Origin of the sequence: Rhizobium sp. SEMIA4064, from assembly GCF_003025035.1 — a bacterium.
Lineage (GTDB): Bacteria > Pseudomonadota > Alphaproteobacteria > Rhizobiales > Rhizobiaceae > Rhizobium > Rhizobium paranaense.
Map to the genome: position 1 here is coordinate 485521 of NZ_PYJN01000022.1, position 16747 is coordinate 502267.

The 16747-nt window shown below is 59.7% G+C and carries 18 protein-coding genes; 11 read left to right on the forward strand and 7 right to left on the reverse strand.

Going from position 1 to position 16747, the window contains the following annotated elements; all coding sequences use genetic code 11:
- Positions 1-120 precede the first annotated feature (120 nt).
- Entirely contained in the window at positions 121-606 is a 486-nt protein-coding gene (gene bfr, locus C9E91_RS19505) for a bacterioferritin (protein ID WP_146144011.1), read from the reverse strand.
- On the reverse strand, positions 572-844 hold the full coding sequence (locus C9E91_RS19510; RefSeq protein ID WP_245407540.1) for a (2Fe-2S)-binding protein: 273 nt from the start codon (positions 842-844) through the stop codon (positions 572-574). The genes bfr and C9E91_RS19510 overlap by 35 nt, the downstream gene beginning before the upstream one ends.
- Here C9E91_RS19510 and C9E91_RS20035 point away from each other — a divergent pair.
- The gene (locus C9E91_RS20035; protein WP_245407541.1) at positions 731-1006 is read left to right on the forward strand and encodes a hypothetical protein; all 276 of its coding nucleotides are present in this window, start codon (positions 731-733) and stop codon (positions 1004-1006) included. The two genes, C9E91_RS19510 and C9E91_RS20035, sit on opposite strands and share 114 nt — an antisense overlap.
- A gap of 18 nt (positions 1007-1024) precedes the next feature.
- Here C9E91_RS20035 and C9E91_RS19515 read toward each other — a convergent pair whose 3' ends face one another.
- Genes C9E91_RS19515 through C9E91_RS20040 form a run of 3 tightly spaced genes read right to left on the reverse strand, consistent with a single transcriptional unit; the run spans position 1025 to position 6931 of the window.
- Positions 1025-4498, reverse strand: a complete 3474-nt coding sequence (locus C9E91_RS19515; RefSeq protein ID WP_107109903.1) for an error-prone DNA polymerase — start codon at positions 4496-4498, stop codon at positions 1025-1027.
- Positions 4495-5922 (reverse strand): Y-family DNA polymerase, encoded by a 1428-nt coding sequence (locus C9E91_RS19520; protein ID WP_245407542.1) that lies wholly within the window; start codon positions 5920-5922, stop codon positions 4495-4497. Before C9E91_RS19520 ends, C9E91_RS19515 begins: the two co-directional genes overlap by 4 nt.
- 40 nt (positions 5923-5962) lie before the next feature.
- Positions 5963-6931 (reverse strand): ImuA family protein, encoded by a 969-nt coding sequence (locus C9E91_RS20040; protein ID WP_245407530.1) that lies wholly within the window; start codon positions 6929-6931, stop codon positions 5963-5965.
- Positions 6932-7094: 163 nt separating this feature from the next.
- Between C9E91_RS20040 and C9E91_RS19525 the strand changes: the two genes are divergently transcribed.
- Positions 7095-7532, forward strand: a complete 438-nt coding sequence (locus C9E91_RS19525; RefSeq protein ID WP_107109905.1) for a metallopeptidase family protein — start codon at positions 7095-7097, stop codon at positions 7530-7532.
- A 19-nt stretch (positions 7533-7551) separates the two neighbouring features.
- On the opposite strand, the gene C9E91_RS19530 is transcribed toward C9E91_RS19525, so the two are convergent.
- A complete protein-coding gene (locus tag C9E91_RS19530; protein WP_107109959.1) occupies positions 7552-7758 on the reverse strand; it encodes a DUF1737 domain-containing protein in 207 nt (68 codons plus the stop codon).
- Positions 7759-7880: 122 nt separating this feature from the next.
- Complete coding sequence (locus tag C9E91_RS19535; RefSeq protein WP_107109906.1) at positions 7881-8831, reverse strand: HpcH/HpaI aldolase/citrate lyase family protein; 951 nt, start codon at positions 8829-8831, stop codon at positions 7881-7883.
- Between the two features lie 126 nt (positions 8832-8957).
- Here C9E91_RS19535 and C9E91_RS19540 point away from each other — a divergent pair, with 126 nt between their 5' ends.
- The 9 genes from C9E91_RS19540 to C9E91_RS19580 all read left to right on the forward strand — a co-directional run bounded on the left by C9E91_RS19540 (position 8958) and on the right by C9E91_RS19580 (position 16529).
- Positions 8958-9188: a hypothetical protein gene (locus C9E91_RS19540; protein WP_107109907.1), complete on the forward strand. Its 231-nt coding sequence runs from the start codon at positions 8958-8960 to the stop codon at positions 9186-9188.
- Positions 9189-9370: 182 nt separating this feature from the next.
- Positions 9371-9979: a 3-isopropylmalate dehydratase small subunit gene (leuD, locus tag C9E91_RS19545; RefSeq protein WP_107109908.1), complete on the forward strand. Its 609-nt coding sequence runs from the start codon at positions 9371-9373 to the stop codon at positions 9977-9979.
- Positions 9980-10168: 189 nt separating this feature from the next.
- Positions 10169-10987 carry a sugar phosphate isomerase/epimerase family protein gene (locus tag C9E91_RS19550; protein WP_107109909.1) on the forward strand — a complete coding sequence of 273 codons (819 nt, stop codon included), beginning with the start codon at positions 10169-10171 and terminating at the stop codon, positions 10985-10987.
- Positions 10988-11249: 262 nt separating this feature from the next.
- Positions 11250-12362, forward strand: coding sequence for a 3-isopropylmalate dehydrogenase (leuB, locus tag C9E91_RS19555; RefSeq protein ID WP_107109910.1), 1113 nt, complete (start codon positions 11250-11252; stop codon positions 12360-12362).
- Positions 12363-12493: 131 nt separating this feature from the next.
- Positions 12494-13249, forward strand: coding sequence for a phosphatase PAP2 family protein (locus C9E91_RS19560; RefSeq protein ID WP_245407531.1), 756 nt, complete (start codon positions 12494-12496; stop codon positions 13247-13249).
- A gap of 199 nt (positions 13250-13448) precedes the next feature.
- Complete coding sequence (gene lpxE, locus C9E91_RS19565; protein WP_107109912.1) at positions 13449-14192, forward strand: lipid A 1-phosphatase LpxE; 744 nt, start codon at positions 13449-13451, stop codon at positions 14190-14192.
- 319 nt (positions 14193-14511) lie between these two features.
- Positions 14512-14805 (forward strand): ArsR/SmtB family transcription factor, encoded by a 294-nt coding sequence (locus C9E91_RS19570; RefSeq protein WP_107109913.1) that lies wholly within the window; start codon positions 14512-14514, stop codon positions 14803-14805.
- Between the two features lie 161 nt (positions 14806-14966).
- Positions 14967-15716, forward strand: coding sequence for a glucose 1-dehydrogenase (locus C9E91_RS19575; protein WP_107109914.1), 750 nt, complete (start codon positions 14967-14969; stop codon positions 15714-15716).
- Positions 15717-16019: 303 nt separating this feature from the next.
- On the forward strand, positions 16020-16529 hold the full coding sequence (locus C9E91_RS19580) for a Dps family protein (RefSeq protein WP_107109915.1): 510 nt from the start codon (positions 16020-16022) through the stop codon (positions 16527-16529).
- The last annotated feature ends 218 nt before the right edge of the window (positions 16530-16747 follow it).

Here is a 16747-nt window from a genome sequence, read left to right on the forward strand (position 1 = left end):
CCGGAAGCAATAGAGCGGTTCAGCTTTTCACAGCATCTAACAACCGCTCTATCACTTTGTTTTTACGCAATTCCGGACGGAAAACCGCTTCGCACTTTTCCTGGAATTGCTCCAAGCCAATTATTCAGCAGAATCAGCGGAATCGGCGTTGAGCTGGCCGTATTTGGCCTCGCCGATCTTTTCGAGCAGTTCGATCTGGGTTTCCAGGAAGTCGATATGGCCTTCCTCGTCCGCCAGCAGCTCTTCGAACAGCTTCATCGAGACATAGTCGCCGGCATCGTGACAGATATCGCGCGACTTCTTGTAGGCGGTGCGGGCATCATATTCGCCGGCGAGATCGGCCTCCAGCACTTCCTTGACGTTCTGGCCGATGCGCAGCGGCGCCAGCGTCTGCAGGTTCGGATGTCCTTCGAGGAAGATGATCCGAGCGACGAGGCGATCGGCGTGGTGCATCTCTTCGATGGATTCCGCGCGCTCCTTCTTGGCAAGCTTGGTATAGCCCCAATCTTCCAGAAGCCGGTAATGAACCCAATATTGATTAACTGCACCGAGTTCGAGAAATAGGGCCTCGTTAAGCCGCTCGATGACTTTTTTGTCGCCTTTCAATGTCCGCTCTCCTGTTGTCTTCATGAAATTTTTTCAAGCGGGACATGAAATCAAATATTTCCGCCTCCGTCGAGTGGCGGCGGGCATGATAGTCCTCGGTCGTCTGTATAATGATGTCGACGACATTCGGGAAACAGCCGCAGCAACGGCCACGCTTCGACATGGCGTGATAGACCTTGGCAGGAACGATGAGCTGCCAACAATCCTGATCGAGGAGCTCGATAATCGTCTCCCGGATTTCCTTGTCGGTGATGTAATTACAACTGCAAACCAGCATTCTTCGCTCAGCCCGTCAAACATGACATCTGCTGTCTTGTTATCTGCGAAAGAAGACGATCTTTGTCAAGAAAAATCGATTCATTTTCCAGCGGGCAAGCCGGACAAGGTCACTTCAGCGTGAGCCCTAACATCCGGCGCATCAATGGAAGTTACGGCCTCGCGGCATGACGCTTGCCGTCTGGGCGATAGTGCTGCGGCCATCTGCCGCTATCTCAGCAGTCTGCTCGCGCACCGACCGGCTTTCGGCAAGCCGCTTCTTTTGCCGATGATCCATGGTCGGACGCAGGGCCTCATCCGCCCGATCGTTGACGCCGAACCGCCTGGCTTCGCGTTGCAGGATCCCCAGCGCTGGTGTCATATCCTCGATATAATCGACCACCACATGGATGACACCGCTCTCGCTCTGCAAGCGGCCGCGTATCTTGACCAGCCGGGCGCCCATCACGATGGCCCGGTATTTCTCGAACATCTTCGGCCAGACGATCGCATTGGAGACGCCGGTCTCGTCCTCCAGCGTCATGAAGATCACGCCCTTCGCCGATCCCGGTCGCTGCCGCACCAGCACCAGCCCGGCAATCGTCACCATCCTACCATTAGGAACATTGGGCAAATCCCGGTTCTGCACGATGCCCAGTCGGGCGAAATCCGCACGCAGGAAGGACACCGGATGCGCCTTCAGCGACAGCGAAAGATAGCGATAATCCTCGATCACCTGCTCGCCGGGGAGCATTTCCGGCAGGGAAACTGCGGGCTCGACTTGCAGGTCGGTCCGATCGGCAAGATCGAAGAGGGGAAGCTTTTCCGCGGCGCTGCCGACATCGAGCGCCCTGACAGCCCATAGCGCCTCGCGACGGCTGAGGCCGATCGAGCGAAAGGCATCGGCATCGGCCAGGCGCTCGATAGCGGACTTGGCAAGCCCGGAGCGCAGCCAAAGATCGCGCACGGACCGATAGCCATCGCCGCGGCGCTCGACGAGCTGTTCCATCTCATCCTCGGACAAACCTTTGACCTGCCGGAAGCCGAGGCGGACGGCACATTGCGCCTTGATGATCTCGCGCATCGACGCATGACGCGGCTCGACGGCATCCTGATCGAAACGCGCCTTCTCCAGCAGGCAATCCCAACTGGAATGATTGACATCCACCGGCCGCATCTCGACACCATGCTCACGCGCATCGCGCACGAGCTGCGCCGGCGCATAGAAGCCCATAGGCTGGGCATTCAGGATCGCCGCACAGAAGACATCGGGATAATAGGCCTTGAGCCAGGAAGAGGCGTAGACGAGAAGCGCAAAGGACGCCGCATGGCTTTCGGGAAAGCCATATTCGCCGAAGCCTTCAATCTGGCTGAAACAGCGCTCCGCAAAGTCCCGAGGGTAACCGTTCGCGACCATGCCCGAAACCAGGTCCTGCTTGAATTCGTCAACCTTCCCCGTTCGTTTGAATGTCGCCATGGAACGGCGTAGCCGATCGGCCTTGGCGGGCGAGAATCCGGCCGCTGTAATGGCAATCTGCATCGCCTGCTCCTGAAACAGGGGAACTCCCAATGTTCTTTCCAAGACCGCTTTCAATTCCGGACGATGGTATTCGATCGGCCTATTATGAAGAATGTCATCCCGCCGCTTGAGATAAGGGTGAACCATGTTGCCCTGGATGGGACCGGGCCGGACGATCGCCACCTCGATGACCAGATCATAGAATTTGCGAGGACGGAGACGCGGCAGCATGCTCATCTGTGCCCGGCTTTCGATCTGGAAGACGCCGATCGTATCGGCGCGGCAGATCATGTCGTAGACCGGTATGCGATCGGGATATTCGCCGCTACCAAGATCGGCGAGCTGCTTCTTCACATCGTAATGCAGCAGCAACAGATCGAAAGCCTTGGCGAGACAGGTCAGCATACCGAGCGCAAGCACGTCGATCTTCAGTATGTTGAGATTGTCGAGATCGTCCTTGTTCCACTCGATCATATAGCGATCGTCCATCGCCGTGTGCATGATCGGCACCACCTCGTCCAATCGATCCCGGGTGATGACGAAACCGCCGACATGCTGGGTCAGATGCCGCGGAAACCCCATCAGAGTCGTGGCGTAGGAAAGGACGTTGCGTGTCGTCTTGTCCTTGAGATCAAGACCGGCAATCTTCGCCTCGCGTTCGGACAACTCCTCCGTCGACCAGCCCCAGACACCGCTTGCAAGGGCAGACTGCACATCCTCGGACAAGCCGAAAGCCTTGGCGACTTCGCGACCGGCCGAGCGCGCCCGATAGCTGGTGACCGCCGCCGTCAGCCCGGCATGCTCCTTTTTGTAATGCTTGTAGATGAATTGGATGACCTCTTCACGCTTCTCATGCTCGAAATCGACATCGATATCAGGCGGCTCCTCGCGTTCCGTCGATATGAAACGCTCGAAGAGCAAGCTTGTTATTTCCGGATTGACCTCGGTAATCCTGAGGCAATAACAGACCGTCGAATTGGCCGCCGATCCCCGTCCCTGGCACAGGATATTCGCGCTACGGGCAAACTCCATGATGCGGTGCACCGTCAGGAAATAAGGCTCATATTGCCGCTCACGAATGAGCTTGAGTTCATGCTCGATCTGCATCGAGACCTTTTCGGGAATCTTTTCAGGAAAGCGCCTTCTGGCCCCCTCCCACGTCAGTCGCTTCAGCGTCTCCGCAACGGTCTCGCCATCAATGCTTTCGTCGGGATAATTGTGCTTCAACTCGTCCAGCGAAAAAGACAGCCGGCTAAAAAACTTCTGCGTATTGGTGATCGCCTTCGGATAATCCCGGAACAAGCGTGCCATCTCGACCGCATTCTTCATGTAGCGTTCGGCATTGGCCGCCAGTTTGAAGCCGGCCTCGGCGATCGGCACATGCTCGCGGATCGAAACGACGATATCGGCAAGCGGCTTGCGTTCGGTCGCGTGATAAAGCGGCTGGTTGCTGGCGATTAGCCGCACGCCGTTGCGCAATGCGATGATGGAGAGCGTAGCAAAGACCAGCCGATCCCTACCATCATAGGCCGGCGACAGGACCAGATGGAGCTTGCGGCCGAAGCGGGCCCATAGTCGCGCTAGGCACTGTTCCAGCTTGGCCTGCCCCTCCGACGTCTCGACGCTATCAGCATCAGGAACAAGGGCCAGCATCATCTCGTCGCCCCATTCCATGAGGTCGCTTTCATTGAGGATACAGACGCCTTTCTCGCCGCTCAGATTGCCGGCGCTCAACAGCCGGCAGAGATGCGCCCAGCCCTTGCGGTTCTGCGGATAGGCAAGGATGTCGGGCGTACCGTCCGAAAACACCAGGCGAGCGCCGGGTTGGAAGGGAACCGGCTTCAGGAGGGGCTTTTCCGGCTCCCCCTTGGCTCGAAGCTCCCTGTTGTTCCTAGCGGCCTCTTCATATTTTTCTCGGAGAACTTTGGTATGCGCATGCGCCTTGACGACGCCTGCAACCGAATTGCGGTCGGCAATTCCAAACCCCGAAAGTTTCAGGATAGCGGCTTGCGCCACTATTTCTTCCGGATGCGAGGCGCCTTCGAGAAAGGAGAAATTCGTTCTCACCCCGATCTCGAAGAAGGGTACGGGGTCGTGAAAGCTCGGGCGCGCATTCATGCGAAGACCCCGTGCATGTACCAGTCCGGCGCCGTTCCGCCTCGGCCGTAGAGACCCTTGCGAAACAGCCAGAAACGATGGCCCTCTTCATCCTCGATCTGGAAATAATCGCGGGCAGGCTCCTCCTTTTCCTCGACCCACCATTCCGCCGAAAGCCGCTCCGGCCCTTCGGCTCGGCTGACCCGATGCATGATCCGTCGCCAGCGAAACTGCCGGGGAGGACCGTCGGGCACTTCGGCGGCAACGGTTTCGACCAGCTCCGGCATGCGAAACAGCCGCAGCGGCCGCTCACCGCGGAAGAAGCCAGACCCGGCATCTTCCTTACCTATCCGCCGCCGGGAAGCGAGAAGCCCCATGGCCGGCATCGGTCGCACGGCCCGCTCGGGAATATGGCTTTCCTGCAATTCGAAACCCTGCAGGCAATCCGGCCCCAGCCGCGCAGCCACCCGGTCGACAAAAGCGGCGAGCGACGCGTCCTGGCGGCCTTCTCCGACAAAATCGCCCTGCATCGCGTCGAAAGGCGCATGCTGCAGCACATTGAGACGGACGATTTCAAAGCCGTATCCCACATCGAGATCGTCATGAATGGCGGTGAAGCGCTCCGTGAACAGGTTGGCGATCCGGCTCGGCTCCCGCAGCGGCTGCGATGCGCCGGCGGCAATGCGGAACACAGCGCCATCGACCCGGAACAACAAAAGTTCGAAGGAGCGGCCGCCGACACCGCGGGCCTCCAGCCCCGGCTTCAAGGTTTCGGCAAGCTGACGGGCAAGCTGCAGAATATCGTCTTCCGCCTGCACCGGCTCGGCAAGCCGCCGCTCGGCTGACAATTGCGCAACCGGCCGACGAGGCGAGATAGGCTCCTCGTTGAGGCCGATGGCCTGATCGAGCCGCAAAAGGAGTTGCGCACCGAAACGGCGGGTCAGCGGCGCCCGCGGCGCTGCCAGGAGATCGCCCACCTGCCTCAATCCCAGCTTCTGCAATGCGGCGACGGTTTCCTCGCCAAGCCTGAGCGAGGCGACCGGCAGCGGCGCCAGCGCCTCTTCCATGGCCTCCGGAGGAACAACGCGGCTGTCGTCGAAGCGGGCAACCGCCCAGGAAAGGCCCGGTGCGGAGGAAATGGCGCCGCGCACATAGAGACCAAGCCGGGAAATTCGGATCAGAATATCCTCGAGCAGCGCCTCTTCGCCGCCGAAGAGATGGGCGCAGCCGGTGATATCGAGGAAAAGCCCATCCTTGCCGTCGATCGCCACCAGCGGCGTATAGCGATCGCACCAATCGGCGATCGCCTCCAGCAGTTTGCGGTCCGCGCCCGGGTCCTCTTCGACGACGTCAAGGGTGGGACAGATTGCCTTCGCCTCGGCAACGCCCTGTGCGAGCTTCAGGCCGATCGTCTCGGCCCTTTCATTGAGCGCGGTGAGCCGCATGGCATTGTTCAGCTTGCCGGCACAGGCGAGCGGCGGCGCCTCAAGCCGACCGGTCGAACGCCAGGACAGACCCCATCGCTTGCGCGCGATCCGGTCGGTCGGCAGGTGCGGAAAGGTCAGCGCCAGAATGCGCTGCGTGTTCACCGGGAAAGGCAGGGTGCTGAGCGTCGAGGACAGGGGCAAACTGGCGGTCATGGGCATTCCACTCCAGGGTTATGGAAAAGGGCGCCGGGTTACGGCTTTTTTCCAGGGTGAGACGAAAGGCCGGATGACCGATGCTGCCGCCAAGCAGCGATCCGTCCGGCAAGGGCCGCGCCAGGGCCGGCGCGGGTTCGACGGCGAGACGGAAGAGAGCGCTGCTCGCCTCCTCCTCGCCCGCTTGACGCAACAGAAACAAGGGCCGCCCCGCCGCCTTGGCCCGCAGCGCCAGCCGCCGGCTCTCGGTCAGCCCGAAGCGGGCCGGATTGCCGCGCACCTCCAGAATGACGACCGCAAAGGCCGCACTGGCAAGCGCCGTCTCCGCCAGCCATAGCGCCTCTTCCAGCTTGCGCGGCGACGCCTGTAGAAAGCCGGCCGGCTCCAATCCGAAATCCTGAAGCCCGAGCGCATAGGGCAGGCCCGCCTCCATCCCCGCGACAGTATCGCCGATCCACAAAACCGGCGATACGGCCGTGGTTTTGCCGACGGCTTGCCCCCGAGGCCGCCCTGCAAACACTCTGAGCCGGGCAGCAAGAGCAAGGGTGAAACCGCTCGCCGCTCCGGCATCACGCAAGGCGAGCGAACGGATCTCCGTCAGCGCATCCAGCGGCACGCCGCCCTGCATCGCCTCGTCGAGAGCGGCAACCCCTATTGCAAGCGGCTGGACAGCATCGGCCGAACCGGCCTCCGGCTCTGCCGCCCGTGTCTCATGCGCCATGGCTGCCAGCGCCGGTATCGGCCTGCCTTCCAGTCGGGCAATGGTTTCACGCAGGGCAAAAAGCGTCTCCCGCGCCACGGCGGCCTCAGCCATGACGGTAGCTCCAGATCAATTATGTTCCTGTTATGTTCTTATGGATTCCAGAGGTCGGAAGAAGAGTCAACACCATTTTATGAGAAAATATTCCTCTGCCTGAATCCACTCTCGAAAAACCGAAACAAAGGCTCTATATGACCAGCTAAGGAAGGAAGCATTCATGGCCCGCATTGACCAGAGCGAGGATTGGCGGGACCGCCATGCCCCCTCGATCAGCACATTCGAATCCCTGGCCACGGAGGCTTACAGCCACCTGCCGGACGAATTCCGTTCGCTCACCGGCAATCTCATCATCCTCATCGAAGATTTCCCCGACGACGACGTGTTCGAGGACATGGCGCTGGAAACGCCGTTCGACCTGCTCGGTCTGTTCGAAGGGCGCGGCATATCGGAGCGTTTCACAGCCCAAACCGGGGAAATGCCGAACAAGATCCGCCTCTATCGCCGGCCGATCATCGATTATTGGGCGGAAAACGACGAAACCCTCGGGGACATCATCACCCATGTCCTGATCCACGAAATCGGCCACCATTTCGGCCTGAGCGACGAGGACATGGAACGCATCGAGGCGAGCGCCGAAGAGGCGACGGACCGCTGAATAAGCGATCCTGTTACTCTTACTGCTCCGAAAGCTTCATTTCCGGATCGTAATCCTTGCCCGCGACGTCCTTGACGACTGCCTGGCCGCACAGCATTAGGCCGGTCGCCGCATTGAAGGCGTAGGTCGGCGAGCCCGAGAGTTCCCAGCCTTTGTTCAGCGCCGCGGTCACCTTATGGCAGAAGGAAGCGTCGTCGGGGCCGGTAAGGAAGCGATAAAGTTTCATCAAATCGTCTTTCATAACCTAGCAGTTCAGCGCTTCACGGAATCTCTGAACTGCTCTATCTCTTTGTTTTCACACAATTCCGGACGGAAAGCGGTTCACGCACTTTTCCTGGAATTGCTCTATCAGCCTTCATCCCGAGGTGCGGCCGTAGACAACCGCAAAGGACGCTCTGAAATCAGGCGAGCTTTATGGACCAGTCTCTCCGCCTGGACAAGATGCAGCCGCTCGACCATGCGCCCGCCGAGGTTCACGACATTGAGACCGGCCGCCGCCGGATCGGCGAAAGCGGCGATAATGGCTTGCGCCTCGGCAAGAGCGGCCTCGTGCGGCCCGAAATGCCGGTTGGCGGCTTCGATCTGGTTTGGATGGATCAGCATCTTGCCGGCAAAGCCCATGGCTCGGCCCTCCGCACATTCGACGTCGAAGGCTTCCATATCCTTGAAATCGTTGAAAACACTGTCGATGGCGTCGAGCCCATAGGCGCTGACGGCCAAGATCACCTGCATGAGCCACGGCATGAGATAGGTGCGGCCCGGCTGCGGCAACACACCGGTTTCCTTGCGCAGATCATTGAGGCCGACGGTCAAACAATCGAGCCGGCTTCCCGGTGTGCGGCCGGCCTCGGCGATGGCCGCGGCATTCAAGACGCCGCGCGGCGTCTCGATCATCCCCCAGATGCGCAGGCTCTCCGGCGCATCCGCCTCGGCAAGCCTGTCGCTGACAACAGTCACATCCTGCGGCTCGTCGACCTTTGGCAGAAGAACCGCATCGGGCTCAAGCGCCAGCACCAGCTCCAGGTCTTCGGCACCGAAGCCGGATGACAGCGTATTGATGCGGATGATGCGCTCCTTGCCAGCCTCTCCTTTGCCGGCAAGCAGCGAGCCGGTGAAAAAAGCCCGCAAATTCTCCCGCGCTTCCGCCTTTTTCTCCGGCGCCACGGAATCCTCGAGATCGAAGATGACTGCGTCGCAATCGAGATCGGCTATCTTCTCAAGCGCACGGCGGTTGATCGCAGGGACACTCAGCACCGAGCGGCGCAGACGGACGGAACGGGGAGGGGCGAGACGGCTCATGATGCAGTTTTGCCGCGCTTTCCGCCGTCAAGCAAGACAACAACGGGCAAGACAACAAAAAGCCATGCTCCTCTTGCAGAGAGAAGAAGAGAGGACCACATTGCCATGAGTAGAGAGGTCTCGACCATGCAGAATATCCGTTCCCTGTTCATCGCGCTTGCCGGCATCACCGTGTTTGCAGCCCTGGCGCTGTTTACCGTTTCAATCACGCTCGCTGTCGGCGGCATCCTCACCGTGCTTATGGTGGGCCGCGCGATTTCGTTGCGGATGAAACCTGCTCCGGTGCGTGCCAAGGCGAATGCTCAGCGCGAAATGCGCGTTTGGAACGACGGCCGCGGCACGATCATCGACCTCTAAGCCAAGATCAGGGCAGGGCGGCGCCTCGCCGCTCTCCAATGCGCTTAATCCACGCGCAATTCCTGAACTGCGGCCAAGGCGCCCGGTTTAGAGCATTTCCAAGATTCCCCTTCATTTTTGCCGGGATTTGCTCTATTGGCAGGATAATTCGTGCATAGACGAAAATTGAAGGCAGGACCCCCATGGACAAGTTCGTGAAGTTGACTGGTGTCGCAGCACCCCTCCCGGTCGTGAATGTCGATACCGACATGATCATCCCGAAGGACTATCTGAAGACCATCAAGCGCACCGGTCTTGGCACGGGATTGTTCGCCGAAGCCCGCTACAATGAGGATGGTTCGCCGAACCCGGATTTCGTGCTGAACAAGCCGGCCTATCAGAATGCCAAGATTCTCGTCGCCGGCGACAATTTCGGCTGCGGTTCCTCGCGCGAACATGCCCCGTGGGCACTGCTCGACTTCGGCATCCGTTGCGTCATTTCGACCAGCTTCGCCGACATCTTCTACAACAACTGCTTCAAGAACGGCATTCTGCCGATCAAGGTCAGCCAGGAAAATCTCGACAAGCTGATGGACGACGCCTCGCGCGGCTCCAACGCCATCCTGACGATCGATCTGGAAAACCTTGAGATCACCGGCCCGGACGGCGGTTCGATCAAGTTCGATCTCGACGAATTCAAGCGTCATTGCCTGCTGAACGGCCTCGACGATATCGGCCTGACGCTGGAAAAAGCCAAAGCGATCGACAGCTTCGAAAAGACGAATGCCGCATCCCATCCCTGGGCTGCCTGATCGATTTCATCATCACATTTGCGTGTCGAAGCCGGGCTGAAAAGCCCGGCTTTTTGTTTTCATGCCGTGGCAAGCTGATGACTTTGCCGGCTGTAATATGCCCGACAAAAAGGGGGATCATATAGCCTTTGCGGAGCCCCTCTGGCCGCTCCCGCTCCCTCCATCTCCTCCTCCCGATCGGAGCATTTCATGTCTTCCCTTCCCATTCTTGGCGCCGCCATGACGCTTGACGACGTCGAAACCCATCGCAACTGGCTGCTCGAAAAGCGGCGCGACTTGGAACTGCAGAGCTTCGTCGAAGCCGAAATCTTGAATGGCGACTGGGCGCCGCTTGCCGAGCGCGCGAGGAAGCTGCTTGACGGCCATCAGGGCCGCCTCGGCATCCACGGCCCGTTCTGGGGCTTCATCATCGCCTCGCAGGACCCGGAGATCCGCGCCGTCGTCACGAAGCGCCTGCTGCAGGCACTCGACGTCTGCGCCAATATCGGCGCCACCCAGATGGTCATCCATAGCCCCTATACGTCATGGTCCTACAACAACCTCGACAACAACAAGGGTGAACGCGAGAAGATCATTGAATACACGCATCTGACGTTGAAGGATGCCGTGAAGCGCGCCGAAGACATTGGCCTGACCATGGTCATCGAGAACATCGAGGATAAGGATCCCCATATCCGCGTCGGTCTTGCCGACAGCTTCAACTCGCCCGCCGTCGCCGTTTCGATCGACACCGGCCATGCCCATTACGCGCACGGCTACACCGGTGCACCGCCGGTCGACTACTACGTCCACGCCGCCGGCAACCGCCTCCAGCACGTCCACCTGCAGGATGCCGACGGCTATGCCGACCGCCACTGGAGCCTCGGCGAAGGCAATATCCACTGGCGCGCCGTCTTCGCCGCCCTTGCCAAGCTCAACAGCAATCCGCGCCTGATCATCGAGATCAAGGACAAGTCCAAGATCCCGGCATCGGCAGCCTATCTCGCTTCGCTTGGATTGGCTGAGTAAAGATAAAGCAACGCAAGCCATCCGCCCTCGTGGTTCGAGACGGCCCTTTGGGCCTCCTCACCATGAGGGCTCGTCCTCTCGCCTGGCTTATAGTTCGCTCCGCCCTCATGGTGAGGTGTGAAGCCCAAAGGGCGCAGCCTCGAACCACGAGGGTCGGCCGCAAAAGCCCCAAACCGTACCGTTTCCGCCCCTTCCTCGCTTGAAAAGCCTTCTTGGCGGGTCTAAGAACCCGCAACTTATTTCTTTTGCGGAGGCTTTTCCCATGACAGTGCGCAATCTCTTCCTCCTGCCGGGTGACGGCATTGGTCCCGAAGCCATGGGCGAAGTCCGCAAGATCATCGCCTATATGAACGAGGCGAAGAATGCCGGTTTCGTTACGGATGAAGGCCTTGTCGGCGGCAGCGCCTATGATGCGCATGGTGTCGCCATCTCCGAAGAGGACATGCAGAAGGCGCTTGCGGCCGACGCCGTGCTCTTCGGCGCCGTTGGCGGCCCGAAGTGGGACGACGTTCCCTACGAAGTGCGCCCGGAAGCCGGCCTGCTGCGCCTGCGCAAGGACCTCGAGCTTTTCGCAAACCTGCGCCCGGCCATCTGCTATCCGGCGCTGGCATCGGCTTCCTCGTTGAAGCCGGAACTGGTCGACGGCCTCGATATCCTTATCATCCGTGAGCTCACCGGCGGCGTCTATTTCGGCGAGCCGAAGGAAATCATCGACCTCGGCAACGGCCAGAAGCGCGGCATCGACACCCAGGTCTACGACACCTACGAGATCGAGCGCATTGCCGGCGTCGCCTTCGAACTGGCACGCACCCGCAACAACCGCGTCTGCTCGATGGAAAAGCGCAACGTCATGAAGTCGGGCGTGCTCTGGAACCAGGTCGTCACCGCGACGCACAAGGAAAAATATGCCGACGTGCAGCTTGAGCATATGCTCGCCGACGCCGGCGGCATGCAGCTCGTTCGTCAGCCGAAGCAATTCGACGTCATCGTCACCGACAATCTCTTCGGCGACATGCTGTCCGACGTCGCTGCCATGCTGACCGGCTCGCTCGGCATGCTGCCGTCCGCTTCGCTCGGCGCACCCGATGCCAAGACCGGCAAGCGCAAGGCGCTCTACGAGCCCGTGCATGGCTCGGCCCCCGACATCGCCGGCAAGGGCATCGCCAACCCGATCGCCATGATCGCCTCCTTCGCCATGTGCCTGCGCTACTCCTTCGGCCTGGTGGCCGATGCCGATGCGCTGGAAAAGGCAATCGCCAACGTGCTCGACAGCGGCATCCGCACCGGCGACATCATGTCGGCTGGCAGCCGCCAAGTCGGCACCGCCGAAATGGGCGATGCCATCCTCGCCGAATTCAAGGCGCTGTCGGCATAATCGCGGTCTGATATTTCATGTGAAACATCAAAGGCCCTCGCTCTCGGCTTGCAGAGCGGGGGCTTTTCGTTGAACTCCGCGCGGCGGACCCTTATTTCCGTTGGATGAGCACGGAAACGACATCGCCGCCGGTGAGCACAATCCAGAAGCAATCACGGCCTTGGCAGAGGCTGGCGCGGCGTTATGACCTTCGCCGCAACCGTCATGGCCCCCTTCCTTGGCTTGGCTACACGCTGACCGCGGTCAACATCGTCATTCTTGCCTTCCTCGTCTTCGATACGCCACTTGGACAGGCTGCAAAGAACCTCTCGCCGCAACTGATCGCAGTCGCAGGCGCCATCACCGATATCGGCAGGCTGGCCTGGATCCTCGCCGCTATCGCCGTCGTGTCTGCCGTCGGCCTTTTCATCCTACGTCGTGCACCGACGCACGGCCGTTACCGGGCCGCCCTTTTCATCCGGATGATCGCCTATGTCGGCCTGTCCGTTCTCACGACCAGCATCGTCGTCAATCTTCTGAAATACGCGATCGGCCGCGCCCGGCCCCCTCTTTATGATCAATACGGCATTTTCGGTTTCGAGCCGTTTCACGGCGACTTTCTGTTTGAAAGCTTTCCCTCGGCGCATTCGGCCAATGTGGGTGCGCTCTTTGTCACTCTGGCCCTGCTTTTCCCGCGATTCCGGCTGCTGTTCATCGGCATCGGCCTTTGGCTTGGCGCTTCGCGCATCATCATCGGTGTCCACTATCCAAGCGATGTCACCGCCGGCCTGGCGCTCGGCGCCTGGATCGCTTTCGCCGTTGCGATCCTCTTTTCCCGTTTCGGCCTGGTTTTTTCCGTGGTCAAAGACGGGTGGCCGCGGCCGCGGCTGAACCACGGGCTTCGCTGAACCACCGACCGTCTTAAATCTGTAAAAAAACTGTTGCAGGAGCCTGCTACAGCAATTCCAGGAAAGTGCGTGAGCCGCTTTCCGTCCGGAATTGCGTGAAAACAAAAAGATAGAGCAGTCCAGCGATTCCGTGAGGCGCTGAACTGCTCTGGGCGTAATTGCCGACTTGGGTAGGAAGTAGCGGCGACAGGCGGTGGATATGCAGGCGATCTTGACGTCTCTGGACAGGCGGTGGCGGCGGAACAAGAGCGGCTTCGCACCGTCGCATTGGAAGATCTGTCTGTTCCTGACCGCCAATGTCGTCTTGCTCGCGGCGCTGCTGTTCGATTGGCCGGTCGGCGCCAACATCAAGAACATCGCTCCACCCATTCATTTCTTCGGCAAACTGCTCACCAATTTCGGCGAATCCGGCTGGATCATCCTGCTCAGCGCCTTTCTGTTCTTCGAAGGCTGGGCCGGCAGCCGGCTGTTGCAATCGCCACGCTGTCGTTGCCAGGCCCTGCGCATCTGTCAGATCGGCGGCTATCTGCTGACGACCATCACGCTGTCGGGTATCATCGCCAATCTCCTGAAGCGCGCCATCGGCCGTGCCCGCCCAATGCATTTTGAGGATTGGGGTCCTTTCGGTTTCTCGCCCTTCAACGGCCATGCCGGCTTCGAAAGCTTCCCGTCCGGCCATGCGACCACCATCGGCGCCTTCTTCGTGGCGCTTGCCTTCCTCTTCCCGCGCTATCGTTACATCTTCATCGCCTGCGCCCTCTGGCTGGCGACCACGCGCGTGATGATCGGCGCCCACTATCCGAGCGACGTCATCGCCGGCCTCGCCCTCGGCGGCTGGTTTTCCTTCATGGTGGCGATCGTCTATTCCCGCTACGGCCTGCTCTTCCGCATCGGCGAGACCGGCTGGCCGGTGCCGAGATTGCCGCTGTTGAAGGGGAAGTAACCTCTTTGCCGCGGCCTTGGGGCCACCCTCGTCCTTCGACAAGCTCAGGATGAAGGTGGAGCGCATACCGCGCCCGGCCACAGGGGATAAAGTCCTTCACTCCGAGGAGCGAAGCCAAAAAAGGTTAGCCCTCATGGTGAGGCGGCGCACAGCGCCCTCGAACCACGAGGGCGGATGAGGGAAAAGAAAATTCCCCTCATCAATATGCCACGCAACGCACCATCACACCTCGAATAGTTGCCAAGTATTGCCTGCATTCATATATCTGAAGCGGCGAATTTGCGGGAAATCCATTCCCCGTTCGAGTGTGGCGAAGACAATGACCGATGCAGGACAGACGCGACTGAGCGAAAGGCAACTCGGGTTGATTTCCCGGGCGCTCGCCGAGCCGCGCCGCGTGCAGATATTGAAGGAAATCGGCGGTCGCGCCGAGCCTATGCCTTGCAGCATCCTGACGCAGTGCCATGCTGTCAGCGCCGCGACGATATCGCACCACATCAAGGAACTCGAAAACGCCGGCCTCATCGAGATCGTGCGGGAAGGCAAGTTCGCAAACTTGCTGCTTCGGCGCGATGTCCTGAATGCCTACATGGCGGAACTCGCCACCATCTGACAATTCTTTTCCCTCCGCCCGCAACGGCTGCTCTTGTATCAGTTAGATGATTATCTAAATATCAAAGGGACGGGATGAAGGTCGACACACTAAGGCCCTCGTCTGCGTCAACAATTCGATAGTTATAAAATTATCTAACAACCTTCTCGACAGGAGATAACATGAGCAAGCTGGCAGGCAAGGTCGCGATCGTGACCGGAGCATCGAAGGGTATCGGCGCAGGCATCGCCAAGGCATTGGGCGAGGCAGGCGCGGCCGTCGTGGTCAATTATGCGTCGAGCCGGGAAGGCGCCGACAAGGTCGTGGCCGAGATCACCGCCAAAGGCGGCAAGGCGATCGCAGCACACGGCGATGTTTCGAAATCCGCCGACGTGAAGCGGCTTTTTTCCGAAACCAAGGAAGCCTTCGGCGGCCTCGACATCCTCGTCAACAATGCCGGCGTCTATCAATTCCAGGCGCTGGAAGAGATCACCGAAGAAGAATTCCACCGCGAATTCAATATCAACGTTCTCGGCACACTGCTGACGACGCAGGAAGCGGTGAAACATTTCGGCCCCGAAGGCGGGAACGTCATCAACATCGCCTCGACAGCCGTTACCATGAACCTGCCGACCGCTGCGGTCTATACGGCGACCAAGGCCGCCGTCACCTCGATCACCCAGATCCTTGCCAAGGAACTCGGCCCACGCAACATCCGCGTCAACACCATCTCGCCCGGCGGCGTCGAGACTGAAGGCGTCATCGCGGCAGGCATTATCGGCAGCGATTTCGAGAAGCATATGGTTTCGCAAACACCGCTTGGCCGCCTCGGCCAGCCGACCGATATCGCTCCGATCGCTGTTTTCCTCGCCTCGAAGGATTCCGGCTGGTTGACGGGCGAAACCCTCTATGCCGGCGGCGGCTTGAAGTAACCGCTTATCCCGCAGAGCCGCTTTCCTCCCAACGAGGGAAGCGGCGTCCCCCATGCCATGGCCGATCCGGCCGGCCGGCACCTCCGGCAACAATTGCCAAACCGCATCCGTCTTCATACTATCATTGCCGTTCGGGTTTTTCCGTCGATCCGCAGCCACTTTTGCTGCAAACGACATCTTGACCGCGAAAACCTTCACGACAGATCCTATCTGCAATGCGATCCCTTGCGAGCGAACGCCGTAAATTCCTGTGAAAGTCTCTGAGAGATCGCTGTTGCGACCAACGAAACGGAGCACGTCATCATGAATACCGCCAATACCAAATCGAAACTGGGCACGCGCACCAATCTCAGCGAAGAAGCGACACGCGATATTTCCGCAGCACTGAATGCGCTGCTGGCCGACGTCTTTTCCCTTTATCTCAAGACCAAGAATTTCCATTGGCATATGAGCGGGCCACATTTTCGCGATTACCACCTGTTGCTGGATGAGCAGGGCGAGCAGATCTTCGCCATGACGGACCCGATGGCCGAACGGGCCAGAAAGATCGGCGGCACCACGTTGCGTTCGATCGGCCACATCGCCAAGCTGCAGCGCATCCCCGACAATAATGCCGAATATGTCGACGCTCAGGATATGCTCGCCGAACTGGCCGACGACAATCTCAGGCTTTCCGCCGAAATCCGCGCCACGCACGATGTCTGCGATGAATATGGCGATGTCGCCACCGCCAGCCTTCTTGAAAATTGGCTGGACGAGACGGAACGCCGCATCTGGTTCCTGTTCGAATCCACGCGCAACAGCAGTCGCTGAGGCTGAGATCGATTTCCGCGTTCCCGCCTCGGTGGGAACGCAAAATCCTTGACTCCTGTGGAAAACCCCTTAGAACCGGCGACGGAAAAGGAAGACCTCCATGGTTCGCTTCGAACAGATCGATAGATTCGATCACCTGGCAGAATTTGCCGGGCAGGAGTTCCGTTTTCCGGTTTCTTCCAAAACCAAGGCCAAAACGACGACGAAAACCGTCTGAC

What these genes read in the sequence shown, in the direction of transcription:
- C9E91_RS19530 (WP_107109959.1), bottom strand. Translation starts at nt 7,758, where the DNA reads ATGAAACTTTATCGCTTCCTTACCGGCCCCGACGACGCTTCCTTCTGC.
- C9E91_RS19540 (WP_107109907.1), top strand. Translation starts at nt 8,958, where the DNA reads ATGCAGAATATCCGTTCCCTGTTCATCGCGCTTGCCGGCATCACCGTG.
- C9E91_RS19525 (WP_107109905.1), top strand. Translation starts at nt 7,095, where the DNA reads ATGGCCCGCATTGACCAGAGCGAGGATTGGCGGGACCGCCATGCCCCC.
- leuB (WP_107109910.1), top strand. Translation starts at nt 11,250, where the DNA reads ATGACAGTGCGCAATCTCTTCCTCCTGCCGGGTGACGGCATTGGTCCC.
- C9E91_RS19535 (WP_107109906.1), bottom strand. Translation starts at nt 8,831, where the DNA reads ATGAGCCGTCTCGCCCCTCCCCGTTCCGTCCGTCTGCGCCGCTCGGTG.
- C9E91_RS19515 (WP_107109903.1), bottom strand. Translation starts at nt 4,498, where the DNA reads ATGAATGCGCGCCCGAGCTTTCACGACCCCGTACCCTTCTTCGAGATC.
- C9E91_RS19570 (WP_107109913.1), top strand. Translation starts at nt 14,512, where the DNA reads ATGACCGATGCAGGACAGACGCGACTGAGCGAAAGGCAACTCGGGTTG.
- C9E91_RS19550 (WP_107109909.1), top strand. Translation starts at nt 10,169, where the DNA reads ATGTCTTCCCTTCCCATTCTTGGCGCCGCCATGACGCTTGACGACGTC.
- lpxE (WP_107109912.1), top strand. Translation starts at nt 13,449, where the DNA reads ATGCAGGCGATCTTGACGTCTCTGGACAGGCGGTGGCGGCGGAACAAG.
- C9E91_RS19580 (WP_107109915.1), top strand. Translation starts at nt 16,020, where the DNA reads ATGAATACCGCCAATACCAAATCGAAACTGGGCACGCGCACCAATCTC.
- C9E91_RS19575 (WP_107109914.1), top strand. Translation starts at nt 14,967, where the DNA reads ATGAGCAAGCTGGCAGGCAAGGTCGCGATCGTGACCGGAGCATCGAAG.
- C9E91_RS19520 (WP_245407542.1), bottom strand. Translation starts at nt 5,922, where the DNA reads ATGCGGCTCACCGCGCTCAATGAAAGGGCCGAGACGATCGGCCTGAAG.
- leuD (WP_107109908.1), top strand. Translation starts at nt 9,371, where the DNA reads ATGGACAAGTTCGTGAAGTTGACTGGTGTCGCAGCACCCCTCCCGGTC.
- C9E91_RS20040 (WP_245407530.1), bottom strand. Translation starts at nt 6,931, where the DNA reads ATGGCTGAGGCCGCCGTGGCGCGGGAGACGCTTTTTGCCCTGCGTGAA.